Source organism: Acinetobacter suaedae, from assembly GCF_008630915.1.
GTDB lineage: Bacteria > Pseudomonadota > Gammaproteobacteria > Pseudomonadales > Moraxellaceae > Acinetobacter > Acinetobacter suaedae.
Genome location: NZ_CP043909.1, coordinates 883415 through 908515, shown reverse-complemented (window position 1 = coordinate 908515; position 25101 = coordinate 883415). Strand labels below are relative to the sequence as shown.

The following is a 25101-nucleotide window of genomic DNA, read 5'->3' as shown; positions in this document are numbered from 1 at the left end:
GGATAAATGATCAGAACATTTGTATTATATTATGCATAGACTCACGGAAAGGAACTGAAATGATGCTTAAACAGATCAGTTCCTTTTGATTTATAGCGTGACTTCCCAAAGATTTATTCAAGGATGAAAAATCGATGCGTACTTACGTTTTGTGGTTTATTTTAAGTTTTGCTTTGGTTTTACAAGGCTGTGCTTACCATACCCATCAATCTACCCTACACCCACAAAAAACAATCGTTTTAAAACAGCGATATTATCAAGCTAAAACGATCACTGCCGATGGCACCGTGCTGACATTTACGGTATACCAACCTAAATTAGAGACCAATCAAACAGCACCATTACTGTTGCATACCCATGGTTTCGGTTTATCACGCATGAAACGTCCCGAACTGAGCTTGTACGGTTTTTTATTACCTACAGGACAAGTCGCAAAATCTGCATGGAAACAAGGTTATTGGGTGATTAGCTACGACCAACGTGGACATGGTAACAGCCAAGGCAAAATTCGTCTGACTGATCCTGAAAAAGAAGCTCAAGATATCATTACCATCATGGACTGGGCAGAAAAGAATTTACCTCAGTTAGCAATCAATCAAAACGGCGTGCGTACGGGCATGATCGGTGAATCCTATGCTGGTGGCGTACAATATCTAGCCTCAGCCTTGGATCCGCGCTTGCAAGCGATTGTACCGATTACCACCTGGTACGACATTGTAAACAGTCTGGCTCCCAATGGCGTCCCTAAAAGTAACTGGATCAGTTTTCTAAACTTAATTGGGGATTGGTGGAATTGGAATAAATTTGATCCAGAACTCAAACAGGCCTATAGATCTACTCAACAAGGACAACTAGATCCTTCTTCTTACCACTTCTTACAACGACATCAGGCAAAATGGTTTTGCGAACACAATCAAAAACCACAGGCCAATGCATTGATTATTCAAGGTTTTAGAGATGTATTATTTCCATTTAATGAAGGTGTAAAAGCAGCAAAATGTATTAAAAATGCGCAAAAAGATGTGCATCTGATCGGTGTTGAAGGTGGGCATTTACAACCTTTTGCGCAAAGTTCACCGTCAGGTCAAACACCGTTTTGGTACATTGGCAAAACAGTACAATGTAGCAATAAGCAGAAATATAATTTACAAGACACGATCCTTGCTTGGTTGAATCATCAGCTCAAAGATCGAAGTGAAAAACCAAATCTCGATGAACTGTGTGTGGATAACAGTCCAGTCCGTTCTTTGCAAGACCTCATGGCAAATACAGCATATATAATCACGCCAACAAAAATTACGGCGACAAAAACCCAAGCCGTTTTTGTACCTATTCATGTTGCTGAACATACACGGCATATTACTGGTAGCCCATTATTAAAATTGAAAGTTGAAACTGAGCAAACGACATCACCTACTCTATTCATATCTCTAGCCATCAAGTCTAAACAAACAGGTGAATATCAAATCGTAAATGAACAAACCACACCATTTAACCTTGATAAAAAGCATCAATATGACCAAATCGTATTAGGCTCAGTTCAACACGGAGTAACTCAAGATATTGAACTATCAAGCATCAATACAAGATTAGAGGTCGGAGACACTTTTGGATTATTCATAAATACTGAAAGTATCTATTATAAAAGAATTAAACAGCCAAGAATTGAAGCGGGGATTTCAGGAGAAATCATTTTACCGAAGCTTTGGTCGATAGAAAATTCAGTACAATAATGACTTAGCCAAGTCGTCGAGAGTGATATATCACCACTCTCGATTTGCAATTAATTCTTCCATTTCAATTTCTAAATGCCCAACATCTTGCACTACCATCATCATAGCTTCAGCAATATAATCCGCTGCCGTATCATCCAAACTCGAGTCTAGATCTTCAAATTGCGGCTTCATTTCATTAATTTCAATCATGGTTTGATGAGCAAAACGATAGATTTCAGACTCAGATAAATCTGTGCGCCCCACTTTTTTTGCAAACTGTTGAATATGTTGTTTGACTTCTGCAACCAAAATATCGGGATAATATGCGTCGTCAAACATCGGGAGAAGTAAATTTTCAAACATAAAAAATCATATGCCAATAAAACGCCTTGCTTATAACATACTCCGGCATAAATCACGATATTTAGGCATAAAAAAAAGCGGTCTTTCCGACCGCCCACTGTAAAAAGTTAATCTTTGTTTGCACTTAAACTCTTTGCAATTTTAGCAAGTTCAATAAACTCTTCTCTCATCTGATAAGGATCTGGTTTTGACGATTGCTGCGCCAACTGAATAATTTGATCCCACCCCATTGAGCCATTATATTGTCCACCTTTTAATTGCTGAGCATAAGCCGCTACAGCCACGGCAAAACGAGTATCTCCATGCGCTTGAGCAAGTGTTTTACTCCCTACTTTTATTGGCTGATTCAACAAAATACTCTTCTCTTGATTCGGCAACTTATAACGTAGATTCACAAAGGCATATTCGGATTTTTTCGTACTGTCTATTTTAACTGAGGTTTGATAACGTGAATCGTTGAGCCAACCTTGTTGACCAACAGGAATAATTTCATATAGTGCAGTGACATTATGTCCAGCCCCAATATCTCCAGCATCAACCTGATCGTTGTTAAAATCTTCTTGCTTCAACATACGATTTTCATAACCTACTAAACGATATTCTTTTACGGTCGCAGGGTTAAACTCCACTTGAATTTTGACATCTTGTGCAACAGTGGCAAGCGTAGAAGAAAGTTGCCGTTGTACCACTTTCTTTGCTTCATTTTTATTATCAATATAGCTGTAGTTCCCATCTCCAGCATCGGCTAGTTGTTCCATGAGCTGTTCATTATAATTGCCCGTGCCAAAACCCAATGTCGTTAGAGAAATTCCACTTTTACGTTTTTCAGCCACCATCCCTTTTAAGGTACTGAAATCAGTAATACCAACATTAAAATCACCATCTGTCGCCAATAAAATTCGATTAATTCCATTTTTGACAAAAGCTTTTTCAGCTTGTTTATATGCCAATTGAATTGCTTGTTCACCAGCTGTTGCTCCGCGAGCACGTAAACCATTAATCACAGCCAAGATCTTTTCTTTTTGTTCGCCAGACGTCGGTTCAAGCACCAACTTTTCACCACTCGCATAGGTAATGATCGTGACTTTATCTTGTGCTCTTAATTGTTCAGTCAATATTCGCAAAGTTTGTTTCACTAAAGGTAATTTATCAGCAGCACTCATACTGCCAGAAACATCCACCAAAAAAACCAAATTCGCAGGTGGTAATTGTTGAAGTGCAAGATCTTTTGCTTGAATACCAATTCGAATCAGTTTTGCATTTTCTTTCCAAGGGGAATCAACTGTCTCACTGGTAACAGAAAATGGATGTACACCATTTGGCTGTGGATATTGATAATCAAAATAATTAATCATCTCTTCAATTCGCACTGCATCAACAGGTGGTAATCGACCATCGTTTAAGAATCGACGCGTATTGGTGTAACTTCCCGTATCCACATCTATACTAAATGTTGAAACTGCCTGATCTGTAACACGATGAACTGGATTAACCTCATTTTTTTGATACTTTTCAGTATCTTGTTCTAGACGTGGTCTTTCCATTGTAGGCATCACAGCATTATAAGCTGCTTGATGTGCAATATGACTCCGCGCAGCAATAGGTGCTGGCATAATGACATCGCTTGTTTGAATGCTATGCTGTTGAACAGGATAACTACATCCTATCACTACAAAACTGAGTACACTCAAGGTCAATATTTTTGCTGAATGCCGCATTTAGTCATATTCCTAATTTTATTGTGTTTCCAAACATACGGTATAATTCAAATTATTTTATGTAGAAAATAAAAAGACACCATATTCAAATTGATCTTCAATATTTTTTTTAACTTAATCATTCAATCGCATAATTAATAGTCACCACAACACGAGCAATTTTGTTAATTGTCGTTTTATCATAAGCCCCACCATAATCACTATCACTATCTGAGCCACTCTCTGGCAGAATATAGAAAGCACCCTGACTGGCTGAACGCATAGCGCCTACTTTAACGCTACCAACCTTTGCAAACTCATTCGCACGTAGATAGGCATTTTGGGTTGCATTGGCAATTAGCGACATTTTTATTTCTTCTAAATTGGAGACCAAATAGTCTGGTCGCTGCTGAATGCTAATTCCCTTTTCATCGAGTAAATAGGTATCTTTGGCAGCATTCTCAATCTTTGCAATATCTTGACTATTCAAGACTATTGTTTGCATTGCAATATAGCCTTTAAATTCCCGTTTGCTTCTGCCATCACCAAATTCAACATCTTCATAATAAGATTGAGAGCTTTTATTGCCTAACTGCAAATCTTCCTTTTTAAATCCACGATCAACAAAAAACTTTTGCACAGCTTTCATCTGCTCATCAAGTAATTGATAAGCTTCCGCAACCGTATTTGAGGTGTTATTTGTTTGTAAATGAATTTCCCAACGTGCTGAATCTGCCTGAATTGGTTTTTCAGCTAATCCTTTGACTGTAATTGAATTTTTTGTGCTATTAAACTGTTTGAGTGAATATCCCATTACCGCAGCTGAAATGACAAACCCTAAACTCAGAATGAATGCAAAAACCCATAATCTTTTATATGTTATTGTTTTATTTTCCATTTTTATTTCACTCAACCCAGTTATAGTTTTGTTATATTTAATCTAACCCAGCAAGTCAATAGCATGGCCAATGCGATTAACTTGCCTATACGATTTAAGATCTGTTGAAACTTCAACCACGCCCCGAATTTTTTTGCATCATTTTCCATACATTGATCGCATCATGGGTCGCTTTCACATCATGTACCCGAACAATGCTTGCCCCCTGCTGAATACTCAACATATGTCCCATCACGCTTCCTACCGCACGTTCTGGTGCAGGTACACCATTTAACGCCTCACCAATAAAACGTTTACGAGATAGCCCAGATAAGATGGGATAGCCCATCTGATTTAGCTTCCAAAACTCATTCAACAGTTGAAAGTTCTGTTGGGCATTTTTAGCAAAACCAAAACCTGGATCAATAATAATATTTTCTTTTCTTATTCCAACTGCTAAGGCTTGATCAAGTCGTTGTTGTAACTCAAGCATCACATCTTCAGTTACATCATGATATTGATCTAATTGGTTCATATTGGTTGGTTCACCGCGCATATGCATCAATATCACAGGAATATTAAGCTCACTTGCAGTTTCCAATGCATGAGGACGTGTTAAAGCACGCACATCATTCCAGATATGAGCACCAGCTTGTATAGCGGCTCGTATCACCTCTGGCTGACTGGTATCAATCGACATCACCACGTCATATCGAGATAGCGCCTCAACAACAGGTATTACACGGCGAATTTCCTCTTCGACTGCAACAGGGGATGCATTTGGACGTGTTGACTCTCCTCCAATATCGATGATACTTGCACCATCTTCCATCATTTGTATAGCACGTTGAATCGCTTGGTCTTTTTGATAATGCAATCCACCATCACTAAATGAATCAGGTGTAACATTCAAAATACCCATAATCTGTGGCTGGGATAAATCTAAAGTAAAACGTCCACAGCTTAATTGAGATTGTGGTAATGGCATTAACTGCATCAAAACTCTCCACATTTTAATCAGACTATCTTACCAAGACAGCCACCTACTCAAAGTTGATTTATTTTCAGCTTCATCGAAAAGTTAAACAAAAAAAGAGCGACCGAAGTCGCTCTTATATTGGATCGCTACATTAGCTCATCGCTGGCAATGGTGGTGGTGTAGATGGACCATCTTTCGGTGGTTCAAAATCAGCCACAGGATTCTCAGCAACATAGACTTTTGGTGGTTGTGGTTCACGACCTTCCATGATGTCACGGATTTGGTCACGATCAATGGTTTCCCATTCCATCAACGCTTTTACCATCGCATGTGCAATTTCTTGGTTGTTTTCTAAGATATCACGTGCAACTTTGTATTGCTGATCAAGAATACGACGAACTTCTTCATCCACTTTCTGTTGAGTTGCTTCAGAAATAGTACGACTACCAACGTTACCAAAGAAGCCATTGTGATTCTCATCTTCATAAACCATGACACCAAGCGCATCAGACATACCGTACTTAGTGACCATTGCACGTGCCATTTTTGTCGCACGCTCAAAGTCATTTGATGCACCAGTTGACATTTGATTAATGAAGATTTCTTCAGCAATACGCCCACCAAACAAGATAGATAGTTCATTTAACATCTTGTCTTTATAGTGACTGGTTTGATCCTGTTCAGGAAGCTGCCAAGTGACACCCAATGCCCAACCACGTGGCATAATCGTTACTTTATGCACAGGATCAGTACCCGGTAAGATCTCAGCAACAATCGCATGACCTGCTTCATGGTACGCTGTTGCACGGCGTTCTTCTTCACGAATCACCATTGATTTACGCTCAGGTCCCATGTAGATCTTGTCTTTTGCATCTTCAAAATCATGCATATCCACCGTGTTTTTATTACGGCGAGCAGCAAATAATGCAGCTTCATTGACGAGGTTTGCCAATTGTGCACCAGAAAAACCAGGTGTACCACGTGCAAGGATCTTAACATCCACACCAGTAACAGATGGTAACTTCTTCAAATGTACATTGAGGATTTGCTCACGACCACGAATATCAGGTAAACCAACCATCACTTGACGGTCAAAACGTCCAGGACGAAGTAATGCTTTATCTAATACGTCAACACGGTTGGTTGCTGCAATCACAATAACGCCTTCATTGCCTTCAAAACCATCCATTTCAACAAGCATTTGGTTTAAGGTTTGCTCACGTTCATCATGACCACCACCGGTACCTGAACCACGATGACGACCAACAGCATCAATCTCATCGATGAAGATAATACACGGTGCATTACGTTTAGCTTGTTCAAACATATCACGAACACGCGAAGCACCCACACCGACAAACATTTCTACGAAGTCAGAACCAGAAATACTAAAGAAAGGAACTTTGGCTTCACCTGCGATTGCTTTTGCTAATAAAGTCTTACCTGTACCAGGAGGACCTACCATCAATACACCACGTGGAATAGTTGCTCCAAGGCGCTTGAATTTGGCAGGATCTTTTAAGAAGTCAACGATCTCAACCACTTCTTGTTTAGCTTCATCACAACCAGCAACATCGGTAAAGGTCACTTTGATTTGGTCTTCAGACAGCATTTTTGCTTTTGATTTACCAAAACTCATTGGACCATTTTTTCCACCGGCTCCCCCACCCATGTTGCGCATAAAGAACATGAACAACAAAATAATTAATAAAATAGGGAAACTTGCAATGAGAAGTTGCATCAAAATGCCTTGGCGTTGTGGTGCAATACCTTCAACTACGACATTGTGCTTGTTCAAGCTTGGTAGCAACTGAGTGTCTTCTACTTGTGGACGAACAGTCTCAAATGAAGAGTTATCTGTTTTCTCACCACTGATATTTAAACCATCAATCGTAACTTGTTTAATTTGTCCAGCATTCACCGCTGCAACGAAATCGGAATATTTCATCGCCGCAGGTTTATTTCGGTCACTGACGTTGCTAAAAATCAAAATCAGAACACCGAGTATGACGAGCCACAATACGGCATTCTTGAAGTAATCGCTCAAGGCTTTATTCCCATATCAATCTAATTTGATCATACCTAATCTTGGCTGACCTTCACAAAAACAGCAATGGATTTGCGTTACAAAAAACTTAAAAGGTACAAAATGCACAATTTTTAGCAACTTGGCAAGTATACTTTTTATCGCAACGCTTTCTTGCGACCTTGACCAATCAAAAAAACCTCTTTTGATCGAGCACGGGATGCCGCAGGTTTTGCTGTCTTTAATACATCAAAACTATCGACCACTTGCTTTCTAAACTCATCAAAACCAGAACCTTGGAACACCTTAACTACAAACTGTCCATTCGGTCCAAGTACTTTTTGAGCAAAGTCCAAAGCCAATTCACACAAATAAATTTGACGTGGTTGATCAACAGCCCTATTACCTGATGTATTGGGGGCCATATCCGAAATTACAACGTCTACTTGACGTCCATTTAAAATATTTAACAATTTTTCGAAAACTTCTTCCTCACGGAAATCACCCTGTAAAAAAGTGACATCTGGAAGTGCATCCATTTCTAAAATATCGGATGCAATTACGAGACCATTCGAGCCGACCAGTTTACCTGCGATTTGAGACCAACTTCCAGGAGCTGCACCTAAATCCACAACCGTCATACCAGGTTTAATCATTTTATATTTTTCTTGGATTTCAAGCAGTTTATAAGCTGCACGTGCACGATAACCCTCCTTCTGTGCTTTTTTTACAAAAGGATCATCTAAGTGCTCTCTCATCCATGCACGACTGCTTTTCGACAATTTTTGATTGGTAATGCGTGTCGCCATAACTCACTAAATTTCAAAAAACTTCTGATTGGTCATTGTACGTGAAAATTATGTTGATTACAGTATTACTCCACTTCGTTCATACGATCTTTTACAGATTTTTTTGATTATCGTGATTGAAGAAATCAACGCAGATTTCCTCAAGTTAAAAGCTTTATAAACAAAATAGCCTTGGTCTTTTTATCCAAATAAAGCATCAATTAAAATTCCGCAAGCGCAACCAAGTTTTGCTATACTAGGTCGTTTTTCGAATCAGGTATTTTTAATGGCGGCTTTATCTATCCATGAACGTAAACGTTTACGTCAAATTGGTCATGCACTAAACCCTGTAGTTATGATTGGCGGTCAAGGTCTTACAGAAAGTGTTATTGAGGAAGCTCAACGTGCGCTGAATGACCATGAGCTGATTAAAGTTAAAATTGCTGGCGAAGATCGTGATGCCCGTGCCGCAGTGATTGATGCGATTGTTGAAGCAACAGGTGCTGAAGCTGTACAAAAAATCGGTAAAATTGTTTTGCTTTATAAAAAAGCAGCAAAACAAAACCAACACCTTTCAAACTTAGTCCGTTTTGCTCATTTAAGTAATAAGTAATCACTATGGCAAGTTATGAACTGTCTGCTTTTGATCGCTTTAGTGCCATTACGGTGGTTGGAGCGATTGAGCAACAAACGCCAGCAACCTTGAATGTTGGCTTTTGGGTTCGTGACCCAAATCAATTTTTAATTTACCCAGATCAAGTTACTGCGCACCCACGCCATGACTTCCTATGGGAAAACACATGTTTTGAAATTTTTATAGGTGTGAAAGATGAGGATTTCTATAGAGAAATTAATCTTTCCCCTTCTCAAGCTTGGCAAGCTTATCAATTTGAAGAATATCGTTTTCCAGAAGATATGCCGCCTATCGCTGCCAAGGATATTGAGCTAAACCATTTACAGCGCACACATTATGGTTTGAATGTCAGTCTTGATCTCTCCCAGTTTATGCGACAGCATCAACTCAAATGGTCTGACCTTTATCTCGGTCTAACTGCTGTACTCAACACCACACAAGGTATGCATTATTTTGCCATGCAACACAGTAGTCCTCAGGCCGACTTTCATAACAAACGCGACTGGTTACATCAATTTTGACATAAAAAAAGCGAGAAATTTCTTTCTCGCTTTTTCAATCTAACAACTACAATTAGCTTGCACGAACTTTGTTCCAAGCTTCAACGGCTTGCTCTTTAGTGCGCTTCAAGCTCCCCACTAAAGTTTCTTTGTGCTTTACTGAAATCTGGCTAATGTCATCTTTCAATTCTTTACTGACTTTCGTTAAATCTTCAATTAAAGCATTTAACTCAGTCTTAAGTGCATTTTTCAATTCAAGTAAGTTACCTTGAGATGAATTAAGTTGTGTTTTAATTACCTCAATACGTTCAAGAAGATCTTGTTTGATTTGCGCAAGTTGATTTTGAATATTTTGATTCAATTCTTTTGCTTCAGTCTCAATCTTTTCTTGAGTCTCAGCAATCACTTCTTTCACTTGCTCTTGAGTTTCTGCAATCACTTCTTTTGCTTGCTCTTGAGTTTCTGCAATCACTTCTTTTGCTTTCGCAGTTTTAACAGCAACAGCCTCTTTCACTTCAGCTGTTTTCTCTGTCACAGTTTCTTTTGCTTTCGCAGTTTTTGCCGTAACAGTTTCTTTAACATCTTCAACAGTAGACGCAGTTTGATTTTCAGCCATTTTAATTCCCCTCTATATTGATTGTTGATTTTTTGGCTAAATATAAGATAAATCGCTTTGCCGAAGAACCATTAAAAAATTGTTAGACAATTTGCATAATATCTCATCAAGCTGTCATGAAATTGATATATTTAGCAATAGACCATATTTGATTTATCACTATCTATCAAACTGCATATTTATGTATTTAATAATTAAAACACATAGACTTCTAACTCACTCATGCGTATAATGCTCTGTTAAGTTATAAGCGAGCAGACCAAAAGGAGGGCATGTTTTTTTAGAAACAGCCTGCCTTTTTTTATGTCTACTCGCTTTTTTACAGCCCTATTTTTTGTGGTTTTAGTTCAGGAGCTTTGGTTTGAGCACCCCCGCCATTTTAGCCCTCGCAGATGGAACGATCTTTAAAGGAACGTCCATTGGCGCACCGGGTAGTACGACTGGTGAAGTCGTTTTTAACACTGCCATGACTGGTTATCAAGAAATTTTGACTGATCCAAGTTACGCGCAACAACTTGTGACGCTGACTTATCCTCATATTGGAAATACTGGCTGTAATAGTGAAGACGTTGAATCAGGTCGCATTCATAAAGTTTGGGCGAATGGTTTAATTATTCGTGATCTTCCTTTATTACATAGCAACTTCCGTTCTGAACAATCCTTAAGTGAATATTTACAAGCACAAAATGTTGTAGCTATTGCTGATATCGATACGCGAAAACTCACTCGTATTTTACGTGATAAAGGTGCACAAAATGGTTGTATCCTTGCGGGTGAAAACATTACTGAAGAAGAAGCTATCGCTAAAGCTCGCGCGTTTGGCGGTTTAAATGGCTTAGACCTTGCGAAAGAGTGCTGTGACCCAACAGGTTTTGAATGGACTGAAGGTTCTTGGACTTTAGGTCAAGGTTTTACTCAACCAGAACTAAAATATCATGTCGTTGCATACGACTATGGTGTCAAAACCAACATCTTACGTATGCTTGCAGACCGTGGTTGTAAATTGACTGTCGTTCCTGCACAAACACCTGTTGAAAAAGTACTTGCGTTAAATCCAGATGGTGTATTCCTATCAAACGGTCCTGGTGATCCAGCGGCTTGTGACTACGCAATTGAAGCAGTTAAAACGATTGTTGATACAACCACATTACCTGTATTTGGTATTTGTTTAGGTCACCAAATTTTAGCACTTGCTTCTGGTGCAAAGACCATGAAAATGAATCATGGTCACCACGGTGCAAACCATCCTGTACAAAATCTTGAAAATGGTACAGTGATGATCACGTCTCAAAACCATGGCTTCGCAGTTGATGAAAACACCTTACCTTCAAACTTAAAAGTAACACATCGTTCGTTGTTTGATGGTACAAACCAAGGTATTCATCGCACTGATAAACCTGCATTCAGCTTCCAAGGACACCCTGAAGCGAGCCCAGGTCCACATGATTGCGCTCCATTGTTCGATCATTTCATCGAACTTATTGAAGCAGCTAAGAAGTAATTAAGGAGCGAATAATGCCTAAACGTACGGATATTAAAAGCATCTTAATTATTGGTGCTGGTCCTATTGTCATTGGTCAGGCGTGTGAGTTTGACTATTCAGGTGCGCAAGCATGTAAAGCACTTCGTGAAGAAGGTTATCGCGTTATTTTGGTGAACTCTAACCCAGCAACCATTATGACTGACCCTTCAATGGCAGATGCAACTTATATTGAACCAATTACTTGGCAAACGGTTGCACAAATCATTGAAAAAGAACGCCCAGATGCGGTCCTCCCAACGATGGGCGGTCAAACAGCCCTCAACTGTGCACTCGCACTAGATGAACACGGTGTTCTTGCAAAATACAATGTTGAGTTAATCGGTGCGACCAAAGAAGCGATTGAAAAAGCTGAAGACCGTAAACTCTTTGACCAAGCAATGCGTAAAATTGGTCTAGAATGTCCTAAAGCTGCTATTGCTGAAACCATGGAAGAGGCTTTAGAAATTCAATCTCGCTTCGGCTTCCCTGTCATTATTCGTCCATCATTCACGATGGGTGGTTCTGGTGGTGGTATCGCCTATAACCGAGAAGAATTCCTTGAAATCTGTGAACGTGGTTTCGACCTCTCTCCTACTCACCAATTATTGATCGATGAATCTTTGATTGGTTGGAAAGAATACGAAATGGAAGTTGTTCGTGACAAAAACGACAATTGTATTATCGTATGTGCGATTGAAAACTTCGATCCAATGGGTGTTCACACAGGTGACTCTATCACTGTTGCGCCAGCTCAAACATTGACTGACAAAGAATACCAAATCATGCGTAATGCATCGATTGCAGTTCTTCGTGAAATTGGTGTAGAAACAGGTGGTTCGAACGTTCAATTCGGTATTAATCCGAAAGACGGTCGCATGGTGGTAATTGAGATGAACCCTCGTGTATCTCGTTCATCTGCACTTGCTTCTAAAGCAACAGGTTTCCCAATCGCTAAAATCGCAGCAAAACTTGCTGTTGGTTACACCCTTGATGAATTGAAAAATGACATCACTGGTGGTGTGACTCCTGCTAGCTTCGAACCATCGATTGACTATGTCGTTACCAAGATTCCACGTTTTAACTTCGAGAAATTCCCACAAGCAGAGCCTGTTCTTACCACTCAAATGAAATCTGTGGGTGAAGTAATGGCGATTGGCCGTAACTTCCAAGAATCTGTACAAAAGGCACTTCGTGGTCTTGAAGTTGGCGTATGTGGCTTTGATGAAAAAGTTGAAGCGGGTACAGTTAATGCCAAAGACATTATCTTAAAAGAGCTGAAAGTTCCTGGTCCAGAACGTATCTGGTATGTTGCTGATGCATTCCGCCATGGCTTCTCTTTAGATGATGTATTTGAAGCGACTAAAATTGACCGTTGGTTCCTGATCCAAATCGAAGACATCATCAAAACTGAAGCTCAAGTAAAAACTTTAGGTTTTGGTGATTTGAATGCTGACAATATTCGTTCATTCAAGCGTAAAGGTTTATCAGACCTTCGTATCGCCAACTTGATGGGTATTTCTCAAAAACAATTCCGTAAACAACGTTGGAACTTGGGTGTTTATCCAGTTTACAAACGTGTTGATACCTGTGCTGCAGAATTCGAATCTGGCACAGCATACATGTATTCAACTTACGACGAAGAGTGTGAAGCAAACCCATCAAATCGTGACAAAATCATGGTGATTGGTGGTGGTCCAAACCGTATCGGTCAAGGTATTGAATTTGACTACTGCTGTGTACACGCTGCATTAGCTATGCGTGAAGACGGTTACGAAACAATCATGGTGAACTGTAACCCTGAAACTGTTTCTACTGACTATGACACATCAGATCGTTTGTACTTCGAACCTGTTACATTAGAAGATGTACTTGAAATCGTTCGTACCGAAAAACCTAAAGGCGTAATCGTTCAATATGGTGGTCAAACTCCACTTAAATTAGCTCGTGCTTTAGAAGAAGCTGGTACACCAATCATTGGTACATCTCCAGATGCAATTGACCGTGCAGAAGACCGTGAACGTTTCCAACAAATGATTCAACGTTTACAACTTCGTCAACCAAACAACAGCATTGTAAAATCTGCTGAAGAAGGTATTTCGGAAGCTGCAAAAGTGGGTTATCCACTGGTTGTACGTCCATCTTATGTATTAGGTGGCCGTGCAATGGAAATTGTATACAACGAGGAAGAACTGAAACGTTACCTTCGTGAAGCTGTACAGGCATCAAATGAAGCCCCTGTCCTACTAGACCACTTCCTTGATGATGCAACAGAAGTTGACGTTGACTGTGTGTCTGATGGTAAAGATGTCGTAATCGGCGGTATCATGCAGCATATTGAACAAGCAGGTATTCACTCTGGAGACTCAGCTTGCTCAATCCCTCCTTATTCTTTATCAAAAGAAATTCAGGATGAAATGCGCCGTCAAACAGTTGCGATGGCAAAAGAGCTTGGTGTCGTTGGTTTAATGAACGTTCAATTTGCTGTTAAAGGCGATGATGTTTACGTTCTTGAAGTAAACCCTCGTGCATCACGTACTGTACCTTTCGTATCGAAATGTATTGGCGACTCTTTAGCAAAAGTGGCTGCACGCTGTATGGCAGGTCAATCACTTGAATCTCAAGGGTTTACTAAAGAGATTATCCCAACACGCTTTGCGGTAAAAGAAGCAGTATTCCCATTTGCCAAATTCCCTGGCGTAGATCCAATGCTTGGACCTGAAATGAAATCTACAGGTGAAGTGATGGGTGTTGGTCAAACTTTTGGTGAAGCATTCTACAAGGCGGTTCTTGGTTCTAACGAACGTTTACCAGGCTTACCAACTGAAGGCGAAGTCAAACATGCATTCTTATCTGTTCGTGAATCCGATAAGAAATACATTGCAGATATCGCAAAACAATTGATTGACTATGGTTTCAAACTTGTTGCAACCAATGGTACATATCAAGTGCTTAAAGATGCAGGTTTAGAGTGTGAATCTGTAAATAAAGTAACCGAAGGTCGCCCACACATTGTTGACCGCTTGAAAAATGGTGAAATTCATCTTATTGTCAACACCACTGAAGGCAAACAAGCTCAATATGATTCAGCAATGATTCGTCGTGCAGCCCTCCAAGGCAAAGTGTATTACACCACGACCATCAATGGCGCTGAAGCCGTATGTCAAGCATTTGCTGTGAAATTGCCAATGGATGTATACCGCTTGCAAGATTTACAAACTGTAGGTTAATTCTCTACCGATAAAGTCCCGTCACCTTATCGGTGGCGGGCTTTTTCTTTTTTTAAACTGTATTTTCCCAACCAATTTAGAGGGGACCAGAATGCAACGTTATCCTATGACTCCCGAAGGCAAGGTTGCCTTAGAGAAAGAATTACAACAGTTAAAAACAGTTGATCGCCCACGTATTACGCAGGCTATTGCTGAGGCACGTGAGCATGGTGACCTCAAAGAGAATGCTGAATACCATGCAGCACGCGAACAACAAGGTTTCTGCGAAGGCCGTATTCAAGATATCGAAGGTAAGCTAGGAGCTTGCCAAGTGATCGATGTTAAAGATCTTGAGCAAAATGGTCGTGTTGTATTTGGTGTCACGGTGACAATTGAAAATCTAGATACAGAAGAACGTAAGACCTATAAAATCGTTGGTGATGACGAAGCAGATTTTAAAATCAACAAAATCTCAGTGAACTCACCAATCGCACGTGGTCTTCTAGGTAAAAGTGAAGGCGACGAAGCAAAAATCCAAACACCGCAAGGTGAGGTTGAATATGAAATCGTGAGCGTGGAATATCTCTAATCTAGCGATAGGTTCATTCACAAAAGAACTCTTCATTGGTTGAAGAGTTCTTTTGTTTCAGGCATCTTGTTTATAAATAGAATAAAAATGAGAGATAGCAATGCAAGATCGGCTGATAAGTGCATTGATCTACACCTTTGCAGGAATTATTCTTGGTATTGGTGTTGCCATCACATGGGCATTTCATGTTAATCCCGCTACTAATTCTATACTTATTATTGTAAATACAGCCTTGCTCTGTGCTGTTCTCGGTTTTGTATTTCCCAATCAAATTCAACGTCTGTTTAGTTGGCTATGGAAATTTTTCTCCAATTAGCATTCTCTCCTACTTTAAAAGCTATAATGATCCAAGCTTTCATTTAATATTTTATCTCAGTCATGGATCCATTAATCAACTCTCCTGTTAAACACTGGTGTGAGTTCGAATTTATTTCTAAAACGGTGAAAAATCCAAATATCCATATCAAAGGTAACTACTCCTATTATTCTGCTTTTTGGGATCAAGGTTTTGAACGATGTGTGGTGCGTTATCTTCATGATAAAGCTTCAACAACAGAGAAACCTATTGATCAACTTTATATCGGTAATTTTGTCTGCTTTGGTGCTGAATGCGTGATCATGATGGGTGGTAATCAACTACACCGTACTGATTGGATATCAACTTTTCCCTTTGATACTCGCAGCTTTCTCCCTGCAGGAGATACAATCATTGGAGATGGTTGTTGGATCGGCAGTCGAGCCATGATTATGCAAGGGGTTACACTCGGTGAAGGTGCAGTCGTCGCAACAGGTGCAGTAGTCACTCAAAATGTCCCTCCCTACACGATTGTTGGCGGTGTTCCAGCCAAAGTAATCAAATCTCGTTTTCCTGAAGCTGATATTAAAAAATTACTTTCACTTAAACTCTATGAATTGGATGAAAAACAAATTTTAAAAATTCGAGAACAGTTGCAAACAAATGACATTGATTCACTATTAAATTTTTTTGAAAAAAATTTATCTTAACGAATGTAAGTCACTGATAAACAAAATTCTATTTTTGAAGAAAATTCATTTATTTTTAAACATAAATATTATTTTGTATAAACCTTAAAAAACGACTATCCCTATAAATTTACTAGGTTTTATTTAATAAAAAATAAGTTTAATATGGAAGTAGGATAATATTTTAAACAAAATTTTTATAAGCTAATTCAATAGAACATCGTAAAAACAAGGAGTAACAAACATGACCTATCAAAATATCTTAGTCGCAATCGACGACTCAGAAACAGCGGACAAAGTTATCCGTGAAGCAGCTCAGTTAGCAAAAGCATTAGACAGTCAAATAACTGTGGTGGGCGTAGTCACTTTAGACCCTTATCTCGCAGATACCTACCTGCGCTTTGGACAAAGTAATGAGCTCATTGATCGCGTTAAAGGCTATGTACAGGACAATTTAGACAAAGCAGAACAAAAGTTTGAGAGTTTAGGCTTGAGTGTTGCATCTCAAACACTTGAGGGTCTTTCAGTACACCAAGAAATCATTAAAGCTGCTCAAAATCTTGGTAGTGATTTAATTATTATGGGTTCACATGGACGCACAGGATTTAAACAATTTGTTTTAGGAAGTGTTGCTCAGAAAGTTTTGGCAGAAAGCCAACTTCCTGTACTCATTGTTCGTTGATAAATTCTAACTCTGCCACAAAAAGAAGCATGGGAGTTTTAACTACCATGCTTTTTTACTAGCAAAAGTTTAATTCATATGAATCGGCTTAGCCTTATTCAGAATATCATTTGGCACTTCGGTAGTCGAAACAATCGTTAAAGACTGAGTATCGACGGTCTCTCCTTTATTGAGTGCATCCAACACAATACTCGTATCTTTTGTACTTAAGCTATACATTGCCCCTGTTGCTGGATCAACGATCAACAATCCGATTAAACCACCAAGCAAAATATTACCTACATACCACCCATTTACGTGAGCAGAAACATTAATCGTTTTTTTCTCATAACCTTCTTTTTCAAACACTACGGTATAACGCTCAGGAACAAAGAATCCTGCGCTACGTTTTAAATTTACAGTAACAGGCGCCTGCCCCACATGGACCTTTTTTCCTGCTTTATTAAAGATAGTAATATCACTTAATTCTAGTGTACTTGCAAAAGTCATCGTTTGAGTACGACCAGACATGATACTTGCGCATCCAGATAAACTAAGAACAGCAACCCCAAAAATCAAAGAAATTTTTTCCATTTAGATACTAAAATATATACGTAACATTATGTATATTTATTGCACCCAAAACGTTAAGCACATACAATCTATTCATTATTTATCTGTATGATTTTTATCAAATATTCCAACCAAAAACTCTAAAATCTATTTTTCCGTTTATAAAATAAACGCCTTCAGCTTCTAACAAACATTGCTGAACATTTTCTCCCTTGTTGTTTATTTTATTAATACTGATCTGCCCTCGTGAGTTGATGACACGATGCCAAGGTACTTTACTTTCTCGGTCTAAATGCTTTAAAACAAATCCCACTAAACGTGCATGTTTTGGTAATCCCGCTAATTTTGCAACCTGACCATAACTGGCTACTTTTCCATAAGGAATCAGATTAACAACCTCAAGGATTTGACGATGTAACTCATGCTCATTCAACGTGAAAAAACCTCAAAAGATTGTTATTATGATCCTAAAATCACACAAAATTCCAGAATACGAGAAATGGATTCTACGAGACATAACGATGGCATATAAAAAAATTACAACCTTAGCTCTAATCAGCTTAGTCTGTGTGGCATGCAGTACTAAAGAAAAAAACTATATCACATTAGAAAAATACCCGATCCAATTGCACAAAGAAGAAGAAAAAAAATTACCAATTGTTTATGTCAGTTTTGTCTATACAACCAATACTCCCCAAGCTAAAGTCTTTGATAATCAAAATCAAATGATTAAGGAAATTAATATCTTAAATCAGTACTTTGTTGATGAGAATAACCAAAAAATTTTCAGGTTTAAGCCATATCGTTATTATTCTTATGAGAACTTTAGCAAGCGTAAGTGTGATTTAGCTTATCAACTTAACCAACCTCGGAAAATAATCACCGAAAATATTCCTGATGCTGTAAAACGTTGCTTCCCAGAGCGTAGGTCTAAAGAGGTTTTCTTTATCATATACGACTCATATAGTGATAGATTAAAATTCAGAGATGTCACAAGTTGGGGATTTCGTAACACAGGTCAACCTTTTATTTTAATCGACTGGAAAAGATTAAATTATAATATTCAAGCAGCTACACCACATGAAATGGGACATGCTTTTGGCTTAAAGCATGTCTGCGCACCAGGTGCAAAATTAAAAGACTCAACAAATATCATGACCAGCGCTGATTGTAAGCTCGGCAGTGGTGGCCAACGTAATATCGGATTTAATCGTGAACAACTCTCCACAATAATGGATTATTATCATCGAGCTAAATAATTGTATACAAAATACAAATTTCATATCAACTTCGCTATTTTATTTATATAATGTAACAATGATATATTTATCTTAATATTATGGTGATGCTAGTTTAGCTTTAATTAAAGGAACGTAATACATAATTGTATTAACCTGACTATCGTTGAATCCAATATCGCGCTTCCCTCCTGAGCCATCACATCCTCCAGCAGAGGCCATAATATTCGTTGATGTAGAAAGTGTTGCACCCGATACACAAACATGCGTCAACCCAAAAGCATGTCCCATCTCATGTTCTTCTGGAGATTGAATTTGATGATTTAATCTTTGCCAATCAAGTGCAATAAAAGGCCTATTGAAATTTCTATAACCAAAACTATCTTTGTCATTATAACCAGCAGCAGCCGTATAACTATCATACACATAAAAATTAAGTGCTTTCTTATCTTTAACTAAAGGATCGTTACACTCATTAAAACGACTAACCCAGTTAATTTCATTTTTATACATTGTATCTCCTAATTCAATAAAAGAACATGTAGAGTTTTTAATCTCATTATAAAATGAAACACTCTTGAACCTAAATTTAATAATTGGTGACCTATCCTCTTTTACGAAGTAAGTGTTAAGAATATTAACCTCCTCTTTCATTTGATTTAAAGTGGCTATCATTTGTGCAGATGGGTTAGATGTTAATACAGCAAAATGAATATCGAATGTTTCATAAGCTGGGTCAGCATAAGTACTTGATGTAGTCATCGCACAAATTACTAGAGTTGAGAATATCAATTTTGTTTTCATAATTATTTCCTTGCTATTTTTTGACTTAGAACAAAAAAATCTACCCAAGAAACTGTATACTATTTAAATAAAATTATAGCGTAAAATTTCATCTTAAAATTTGTAAAAATCTACTTAAAATGGTTTTATTTAAAAATTATGCCAATATATAAACCAAACATTTAATTAAATAAGTCCAGTTAAGTCATTAATTAACTCTGTAGCCTGAGCATTAAAAAAGTGGCAAGATTTTTTAGAAAAATCAATATATAACTTTGCATAATTAATGTCTGATGGAGCTAAATCATCCATATAATCAAACTCTTTTTTTACTTCGCTCACTGTTTTCTCAAACGAAAATACTTCTCCTTTAGGATAATAATATGAATAGTAATATGTCCCATTGTATCTAGCTGCTCCTGAATTATTATGTTCTTCAACATATCCTTCTGTATCTTTAAAAAGTATTTCCCTTTTAGATTCTGCTTTATACCTTTCCCACAATGCTTGAATACTCACTTGGTCATAAGGTGCAAATGCAGGTTCTGGATAATGTATTAAATCTAAAGTATCTTGATCTTGAGAGACAGTGTTAATCTGAATACATTTTGACCCACTTGGAAAAGTCGAAGAAGATAATTTTTTATAAAGTCTTGTGGCTGCAACGCCATAAATTGGATCGAAATAAGGTATACCATTAAATTTTATTGCAGTCTGAGGATCCATTGTATAAAAAACTTTTTGCCCACTGATATCTAAAACTTTATAATTTGTAGTCTGAGAAAAAGTACCAGCTCCACTCACTAAAGTTGGTGATAATACCCATTTATTTTGATCAATTAAAGTCAATTTTCCTAAATGTCGACCATACTGTTGGTGTATAGCATCACTTTGGAAGATTCCATTAGCAGTAACATAACTTTTAAATTGGATTTTATGATGAAAATGCATATCAAAAAATTCAGACTTTTCATATAAATCGTCACCATAAAATGTTAATGTTATTCTAGAAGATGAAACTATAGCAGAACCATCATCTGCCCCCTCACCCAAAATATCATCTGAGATTGGTGGTAAATATGGTTCCCTTTCTACTAAATTAAACTTAGTCCACTGCTCAAATATTATAGGTTTACTATTATCTGTCATGATTAATGATTCAGCACTATCATTACAAGCACTCAATAACAACCCTACAAAAAATATACACTTTTTTTTATTAGCAATCATTTTTTTACCTTTCTCTATATTTAATTATTATTTAATAGAAACTTTAATCAAACCTCTCAACATCACAGAATTAAAGTTATTCTGTCACTTTATTCTATTAAATAAAAATACGTAACTATATATGTAAAATCCAATTAATTTTAAGTTGGCCTCCAGTTATTTTGGATAGTAATTGCACAAACTTATCTGCATAGGCTTATACAGAAATATAATTCTTAGATGAAAACTCAGTACTGAAAATATATCATATTACGAATTTCCCTTATTAAAGTCGAGTTTAAATTAGAGTATTTATAATCATCTAATTTTAATAATTTTTTTAAACACTAAGCTATGCAGGATTTTTTAGTGTATAAGGTTCTGCTTTAAAAATCCACAATAAATTGATTAAAATTTTAGAAAGAAATCATCAGTTAGTAGAATAATTGGGTACTATCGAAAATAAGGACTAAAGTCGTGGTTTTGATATGGTAGCTCAACTGATAGCTCTGGTCCTTTTCAAGTCAATTTCTTATCTTCATCTCAGATTTTATAAGATAAAACTCATATCAACTTCGCTATTTGTACTTCAGATAATGATAAGGTTAGCTTAATATTACGGTAATGCTAATTTAGCTTTAATTAAAGGAACGTAATACATAATTGTATTTACTTGTTCGTTATTAAAACCGATGTCTCTTTTTCCTGTAGAGCCACCTTGACAAGAAGAAGACATAATATTTGTTGAAGATGTGGGACTAGCACCTAATGCACAAAAGTGACTTAACCCAAAAGCATGCCCCATTTCATGTTCTTCTGGAGCCTGAATATTATGATTCAATCTTTGCCAATCTAAGACTATAAAAGGACGGTTTGAATTCCTCTTACCAAAACCATCTTTATGATTATAACCATAACTTTCATTATAACTATCAAAGACATAAAAATTTAAAGCATTTTTGTTTTTTACAAAAGGATCATTACAACTATTAAAATGTGTAGCCCAATCTGTATCATTTTGATTCATTGTATCTCCCAACCCAATGAATGAACATGTAGAGTTTTTAATATCATTATAAAACGATGCACTTTTAAATTTAAACTTAATAATTGGTGATCGATCTTCTTTAACAAAATAAGTATTTAAAATATTAACTTCCTCTTGAAATTGACTTAAGGTAGCTACTAAGTGAGCAGAAGGGTTGGATGTTAATACCGCAAAATGGATATCGAAAGTCTCATAAGATGTATCCGCCATAACAGATGATGAGCCAGATAGCATCAAAAACATTTTAAATATAGTGCAGGATATTTTTTTCATAATAATTTACCTTTTATTTTAATAAATTTCAGATCAATAGATGCACATTAAGCATACATACAAATAAAAATAAAATCCACACCCAAAATAAAACAATGAATTTATTAATTTTTTATCAAAATCTATTTTACATAGTACCTAAAATTTAAAAGTTCCTCGTGACTTTTTATGATAAATTTAGCATATTCTTTGTCCAATGTATGGAACATACTCTAACATAAATTCTCAAATCTACGGCTTTACTTAACGAGATACTTTAATGACTAATGATCAATATTTTTTCTTTTTCCCCAAAATAGATGAAAAAAAGAATGGACTTATATTCGCACTTTTAAAACGAGCAAAAATTCTGCATGAACAGCTAAATATTCAACCTATTATTGTCACAACAGATTATGACAGAAACCTTGCCCAAAATTATTGGCAATTGATATCTAACAATATTATTCCAATAGAAACTAAGTACCTGAATCTATATGGATATTTTCAAGGCACTTCATTGAGACTTGCTCATCCACGGATCACAAAAACAAATAAAGAGAAATTCAACCGGAATATAAAACTGAGTCAACATCCTGAATCATTTGATCGGCGCTTTCATGATCAACAAAATAAAAATATAATTTATGAAGTTTATCGAGATGATCAGCCCGTTTTACGTCATATAAATACATTCCAAAATGGGATCAAAAATGGGCGGCTTATTTATGATACATACGGTTACTTGAGCTGCATACAAGTCATTTCCCCAACAACACAACTCATAAGCACAGAAATATACTACCATGTTTCTGGTCACCCTGTGATCATTAAAAACTATCAAACTAATAGTGAAGGCAAAAGCATTGTTTCTAATATATTCTTGATAAACGACCAGGGTGTTATTGATGAAATATTTGATAGTGAAGAGCAACTTATTCAATATTGGTTTTTAAAAATTCATCAGCAATATGCTGACCGTCTTATTTATATTTTTATCGATCGGGCGATACACTCCTTTGCTTTACTTCGTAAAATCAAACAAAAAAATATGCGCTTAATAGGAACTATTCATGCTTCTCATCTGAATGGTTCCGACATTTTAAAATCAAGTATTAATCGACATTATCGTGGATATTTCAATCATCACCATGATCTAGATGCACTTGTTGTATTAACAAAAAAGCAAAAAGAACATATTGCTCAAAGATTCGATATTGAGAATAAACTCTTTGTTATTCCACATATTTATGAAAAAAATATCGAACTAACGCAGTTTCATGAACGAGATCCATTATTCTGCCTTACAGTTGCACGGTATGATAAAGCAAAGAATTTAGATAGTCTGATTCGTATTTTTAAAAAAGTGGTTGAACAACTTCCAAATGCATATCTACATATTTATGGCTTTGGCTCTGAAAAGGATTTTTTACAAAATGAAATCAAAAAGTATGATCTTGAAGATCATATCAAACTTATGGGCTACACTGAAAATACGGATCAACTCTATAAAAAAGCAAGTTTATTTTTATTTTCAAGCCGCTCTGAGGGCTTTGGGATGGCTATTCTAGAAGCTTTATGTCATGGCTGTCCAAGTATCAGTTATAACATAAATTATGGGCCATCAGATATGATCAAGCATGAAGAAAATGGCTATTTAATTCCATTTGAAAATGAGACATTATTTTCTGAAAAAGTGATATTATTATTAAGAGATCATAAAAAAAGACAAGCATTTAGCAAAGCAGCCTATGCATCTACGCAATTATCTGATCATAAGCTCTTTGCTGATAAGTGGAAGACACTATTTCAAGAGATAAGATAATGAGTAAATTAAAAATTTATATTCCTATTTTATGCTTTATGAATACAGCTTGTATTACTAATACACCGGAAATTTGTCCGAAAAGCACCCCTGAAGTCCTTGAACACTTAAATCAAGTCTACTATGGAAAAAACAATATTCGTATTTTCTATACAACTCAAGGTGAAAATGCAATTAGCGATAAAGCTGATCATAATCACAATAATATACCCGACTACATTGAAAATATTGCAATTCAAATAAATACTGTAATGCAAGCATGGGATGCTCTTGGTTATCAAAATCCATTGCAAAGTCCACGTTACAAATCTGCAAAATATATAGACATCCATATACAAAAACTTAGTGGCCTTGGAATAGCATATAGCAAAGCTCATTTACATACCAACAACCCACTGAAAAAAAATGAATGTGCATTAATTATAAGCTTAAGCAATAACATTCCCAATTTTACGACCCGATCCTCTGTAGCTGCACATGAGCTTTTCCATCTTTATATTTATGGCTATACCATGTTCAAACCTAAGTGGCTAAATGAGGGACTTGCAGCATGGTCTGAAGGAATTATAACTAAAGGGCAAACAGGTGCTTATGGAACGATTTCTCTACCTAAAACAAAAGAAAAATTTGAACAAACATTTATACAAAGTAGCTATCAGGCTTCTAAAGTATGGAGCTCAATTACCCTCTTAGTAGATCAATCAAATGAAAAGCTTCCTCTCCCAAAAGGCTTATTACAAACAAAATATATTGATGGCAAACCAGTATTTCAGGATCACTATCTAAAAGGAACAGTTTTTATACATGAATTTCTAAAAGATTTAGGTCAAGAAGATAAACGCCTTTCTCAGCAAAACAATTGGGAGCCATATAATTGGAAAGATAGTACACAAAAGTCTCATATTTATAATAAAAATATTCTTTCTGTGCTACATAGGAAGTTAGAGAAAAACCCCAAAGAATATAATAAAAAAAATTCTTTTAAAAAAATATTAAAGCAAGAAATTAATTAAAAA

Annotated in this window: 24 protein-coding genes; 12 read left to right on the top strand and 12 right to left on the bottom strand. The window is 36.8% G+C overall.

Annotated elements, in window-relative coordinates; translation table 11 throughout:
* Positions 1-134: 134 nt before the first annotated feature.
* A complete protein-coding gene (locus tag F2A31_RS04215; RefSeq protein WP_150025329.1) occupies positions 135-1733 on the top strand; it encodes an alpha/beta hydrolase family protein in 1599 nt (532 codons plus the stop codon).
* A 30-nt stretch (positions 1734-1763) separates the two neighbouring features.
* On the opposite strand, the gene F2A31_RS04210 is transcribed toward F2A31_RS04215, so the two are convergent.
* The 6 genes from F2A31_RS04210 to rlmE form a co-directional block, all read right to left on the bottom strand.
* Positions 1764-2078 carry a DUF5713 family protein gene (locus F2A31_RS04210; protein WP_150025328.1) on the bottom strand — a complete coding sequence of 105 codons (315 nt, stop codon included), beginning with the start codon at positions 2076-2078 and terminating at the stop codon, positions 1764-1766.
* 107 nt (positions 2079-2185) lie between these two features.
* Entirely contained in the window at positions 2186-3691 is a 1506-nt protein-coding gene (locus F2A31_RS04205; protein WP_407643276.1) for a vWA domain-containing protein, read from the bottom strand.
* Between the two features lie 223 nt (positions 3692-3914).
* Positions 3915-4673 carry an SIMPL domain-containing protein gene (locus F2A31_RS04200; RefSeq protein ID WP_150025326.1) on the bottom strand — a complete coding sequence of 253 codons (759 nt, stop codon included), beginning with the start codon at positions 4671-4673 and terminating at the stop codon, positions 3915-3917.
* A 112-nt stretch (positions 4674-4785) separates the two neighbouring features.
* Complete coding sequence (gene folP / locus F2A31_RS04195) at positions 4786-5649, bottom strand: dihydropteroate synthase (protein WP_150025325.1); 864 nt, start codon at positions 5647-5649, stop codon at positions 4786-4788.
* A gap of 133 nt (positions 5650-5782) precedes the next feature.
* Complete coding sequence (ftsH, locus tag F2A31_RS04190; RefSeq protein WP_150025324.1) at positions 5783-7678, bottom strand: ATP-dependent zinc metalloprotease FtsH; 1896 nt, start codon at positions 7676-7678, stop codon at positions 5783-5785.
* A 137-nt stretch (positions 7679-7815) separates the two neighbouring features.
* Positions 7816-8466: a 23S rRNA (uridine(2552)-2'-O)-methyltransferase RlmE gene (gene rlmE / locus F2A31_RS04185; RefSeq protein WP_150025323.1), complete on the bottom strand. Its 651-nt coding sequence runs from the start codon at positions 8464-8466 to the stop codon at positions 7816-7818.
* A gap of 265 nt (positions 8467-8731) precedes the next feature.
* Here rlmE and yhbY point away from each other — a divergent pair, with 265 nt between their 5' ends.
* Both yhbY and F2A31_RS04175 read left to right on the top strand, forming a co-directional pair.
* Positions 8732-9058, top strand: a complete 327-nt coding sequence (gene yhbY / locus F2A31_RS04180) for a ribosome assembly RNA-binding protein YhbY (RefSeq protein WP_004640287.1) — start codon at positions 8732-8734, stop codon at positions 9056-9058.
* A gap of 5 nt (positions 9059-9063) precedes the next feature.
* Positions 9064-9600 (top strand): DOMON-like domain-containing protein, encoded by a 537-nt coding sequence (locus F2A31_RS04175; RefSeq protein ID WP_150025322.1) that lies wholly within the window; start codon positions 9064-9066, stop codon positions 9598-9600.
* A 52-nt stretch (positions 9601-9652) separates the two neighbouring features.
* Here the strand turns inward: F2A31_RS04175 and F2A31_RS04170 are convergent, their stop codons facing one another.
* A complete protein-coding gene (locus F2A31_RS04170; protein WP_150025321.1) occupies positions 9653-10195 on the bottom strand; it encodes a hypothetical protein in 543 nt (180 codons plus the stop codon).
* A 361-nt stretch (positions 10196-10556) separates the two neighbouring features.
* On the opposite strand from F2A31_RS04170, the gene carA reads away from it, so the two are divergent.
* The 6 genes from carA (at position 10557) to F2A31_RS04140 (ending at position 17178) form a co-directional block, all read left to right on the top strand.
* Positions 10557-11696: a glutamine-hydrolyzing carbamoyl-phosphate synthase small subunit gene (gene carA / locus F2A31_RS04165; RefSeq protein WP_150025320.1), complete on the top strand. Its 1140-nt coding sequence runs from the start codon at positions 10557-10559 to the stop codon at positions 11694-11696.
* Between the two features lie 14 nt (positions 11697-11710).
* Positions 11711-14944, top strand: a complete 3234-nt coding sequence (carB, locus tag F2A31_RS04160; protein ID WP_150025319.1) for a carbamoyl-phosphate synthase large subunit — start codon at positions 11711-11713, stop codon at positions 14942-14944.
* Positions 14945-15035: 91 nt separating this feature from the next.
* Entirely contained in the window at positions 15036-15512 is a 477-nt protein-coding gene (gene greA, locus F2A31_RS04155; protein WP_004878279.1) for a transcription elongation factor GreA, read from the top strand.
* Positions 15513-15612: 100 nt separating this feature from the next.
* Entirely contained in the window at positions 15613-15828 is a 216-nt protein-coding gene (locus tag F2A31_RS04150) for a hypothetical protein (protein ID WP_150025318.1), read from the top strand.
* Positions 15829-15890: 62 nt separating this feature from the next.
* Positions 15891-16517, top strand: coding sequence for a CatB-related O-acetyltransferase (locus F2A31_RS04145; RefSeq protein ID WP_150025317.1), 627 nt, complete (start codon positions 15891-15893; stop codon positions 16515-16517).
* Positions 16518-16740: 223 nt separating this feature from the next.
* A complete protein-coding gene (locus F2A31_RS04140) occupies positions 16741-17178 on the top strand; it encodes a universal stress protein (protein ID WP_150025316.1) in 438 nt (145 codons plus the stop codon).
* 69 nt (positions 17179-17247) lie between these two features.
* Here the strand turns inward: F2A31_RS04140 and F2A31_RS04135 are convergent, their stop codons facing one another.
* Both F2A31_RS04135 and F2A31_RS04130 read right to left on the bottom strand, forming a co-directional pair.
* Positions 17248-17751 carry a hypothetical protein gene (locus F2A31_RS04135; protein WP_150025315.1) on the bottom strand — a complete coding sequence of 168 codons (504 nt, stop codon included), beginning with the start codon at positions 17749-17751 and terminating at the stop codon, positions 17248-17250.
* 97 nt (positions 17752-17848) lie between these two features.
* The gene (locus F2A31_RS04130; RefSeq protein WP_150025314.1) at positions 17849-18163 is read right to left on the bottom strand and encodes an MGMT family protein; all 315 of its coding nucleotides are present in this window, start codon (positions 18161-18163) and stop codon (positions 17849-17851) included.
* 88 nt (positions 18164-18251) lie between these two features.
* Between F2A31_RS04130 and F2A31_RS04125 the strand changes: the two genes are divergently transcribed.
* Positions 18252-18989, top strand: a complete 738-nt coding sequence (locus F2A31_RS04125; protein ID WP_150025313.1) for a metalloprotease — start codon at positions 18252-18254, stop codon at positions 18987-18989.
* Positions 18990-19067: 78 nt separating this feature from the next.
* Here the strand turns inward: F2A31_RS04125 and F2A31_RS04120 are convergent, their stop codons facing one another.
* The 3 genes from F2A31_RS04120 to F2A31_RS04110 form a co-directional block, all read right to left on the bottom strand.
* The gene (locus F2A31_RS04120) at positions 19068-19772 is read right to left on the bottom strand and encodes a hypothetical protein (RefSeq protein WP_150025312.1); all 705 of its coding nucleotides are present in this window, start codon (positions 19770-19772) and stop codon (positions 19068-19070) included.
* Positions 19773-19937: 165 nt separating this feature from the next.
* Positions 19938-20981, bottom strand: coding sequence for a hypothetical protein (locus F2A31_RS04115; RefSeq protein WP_150025311.1), 1044 nt, complete (start codon positions 20979-20981; stop codon positions 19938-19940).
* 595 nt (positions 20982-21576) lie between these two features.
* Entirely contained in the window at positions 21577-22281 is a 705-nt protein-coding gene (locus tag F2A31_RS04110; protein ID WP_228715648.1) for a reprolysin-like metallopeptidase, read from the bottom strand.
* Between the two features lie 259 nt (positions 22282-22540).
* On the opposite strand from F2A31_RS04110, the gene F2A31_RS04105 reads away from it, so the two are divergent.
* Positions 22541-24085 carry a glycosyltransferase gene (locus F2A31_RS04105; RefSeq protein WP_150025310.1) on the top strand — a complete coding sequence of 515 codons (1545 nt, stop codon included), beginning with the start codon at positions 22541-22543 and terminating at the stop codon, positions 24083-24085.
* Complete coding sequence (locus F2A31_RS04100; RefSeq protein WP_150025309.1) at positions 24085-25098, top strand: peptidase MA family protein; 1014 nt, start codon at positions 24085-24087, stop codon at positions 25096-25098. Before F2A31_RS04105 ends, F2A31_RS04100 begins: the two co-directional genes overlap by 1 nt.
* Positions 25099-25101 lie beyond the last annotated feature (3 nt).

Excerpts from the sequence above, each read along its gene's own strand:
- folP (WP_150025325.1), bottom strand. The coding sequence starts at position 5,649 with ATGCAGTTAATGCCATTACCACAATCTCAATTAAGCTGTGGACGTTTT.
- F2A31_RS04100 (WP_150025309.1), top strand. The coding sequence starts at position 24,085 with ATGAGTAAATTAAAAATTTATATTCCTATTTTATGCTTTATGAATACA.
- F2A31_RS04115 (WP_150025311.1), bottom strand. The coding sequence starts at position 20,981 with ATGATTGCTAATAAAAAAAAGTGTATATTTTTTGTAGGGTTGTTATTG.
- F2A31_RS04125 (WP_150025313.1), top strand. The coding sequence starts at position 18,252 with ATGGCATATAAAAAAATTACAACCTTAGCTCTAATCAGCTTAGTCTGT.
- F2A31_RS04105 (WP_150025310.1), top strand. The coding sequence starts at position 22,541 with ATGACTAATGATCAATATTTTTTCTTTTTCCCCAAAATAGATGAAAAA.
- F2A31_RS04145 (WP_150025317.1), top strand. The coding sequence starts at position 15,891 with ATGGATCCATTAATCAACTCTCCTGTTAAACACTGGTGTGAGTTCGAA.
- greA (WP_004878279.1), top strand. The coding sequence starts at position 15,036 with ATGCAACGTTATCCTATGACTCCCGAAGGCAAGGTTGCCTTAGAGAAA.
- F2A31_RS04205 (WP_407643276.1), bottom strand. The coding sequence starts at position 3,691 with ATGCCAGCACCTATTGCTGCGCGGAGTCATATTGCACATCAAGCAGCT.
- F2A31_RS04170 (WP_150025321.1), bottom strand. The coding sequence starts at position 10,195 with ATGGCTGAAAATCAAACTGCGTCTACTGTTGAAGATGTTAAAGAAACT.
- F2A31_RS04150 (WP_150025318.1), top strand. The coding sequence starts at position 15,613 with ATGCAAGATCGGCTGATAAGTGCATTGATCTACACCTTTGCAGGAATT.
- F2A31_RS04200 (WP_150025326.1), bottom strand. The coding sequence starts at position 4,673 with ATGGAAAATAAAACAATAACATATAAAAGATTATGGGTTTTTGCATTC.
- F2A31_RS04210 (WP_150025328.1), bottom strand. The coding sequence starts at position 2,078 with ATGTTTGAAAATTTACTTCTCCCGATGTTTGACGACGCATATTATCCC.
- F2A31_RS04110 (WP_228715648.1), bottom strand. The coding sequence starts at position 22,281 with ATGAAAAAAATATCCTGCACTATATTTAAAATGTTTTTGATGCTATCT.
- F2A31_RS04175 (WP_150025322.1), top strand. The coding sequence starts at position 9,064 with ATGGCAAGTTATGAACTGTCTGCTTTTGATCGCTTTAGTGCCATTACG.
- rlmE (WP_150025323.1), bottom strand. The coding sequence starts at position 8,466 with ATGGCGACACGCATTACCAATCAAAAATTGTCGAAAAGCAGTCGTGCA.
- F2A31_RS04135 (WP_150025315.1), bottom strand. The coding sequence starts at position 17,751 with ATGGAAAAAATTTCTTTGATTTTTGGGGTTGCTGTTCTTAGTTTATCT.
- F2A31_RS04215 (WP_150025329.1), top strand. The coding sequence starts at position 135 with ATGCGTACTTACGTTTTGTGGTTTATTTTAAGTTTTGCTTTGGTTTTA.
- F2A31_RS04120 (WP_150025312.1), bottom strand. The coding sequence starts at position 19,772 with ATGAAAACAAAATTGATATTCTCAACTCTAGTAATTTGTGCGATGACT.
- carB (WP_150025319.1), top strand. The coding sequence starts at position 11,711 with ATGCCTAAACGTACGGATATTAAAAGCATCTTAATTATTGGTGCTGGT.
- F2A31_RS04140 (WP_150025316.1), top strand. The coding sequence starts at position 16,741 with ATGACCTATCAAAATATCTTAGTCGCAATCGACGACTCAGAAACAGCG.
- yhbY (WP_004640287.1), top strand. The coding sequence starts at position 8,732 with ATGGCGGCTTTATCTATCCATGAACGTAAACGTTTACGTCAAATTGGT.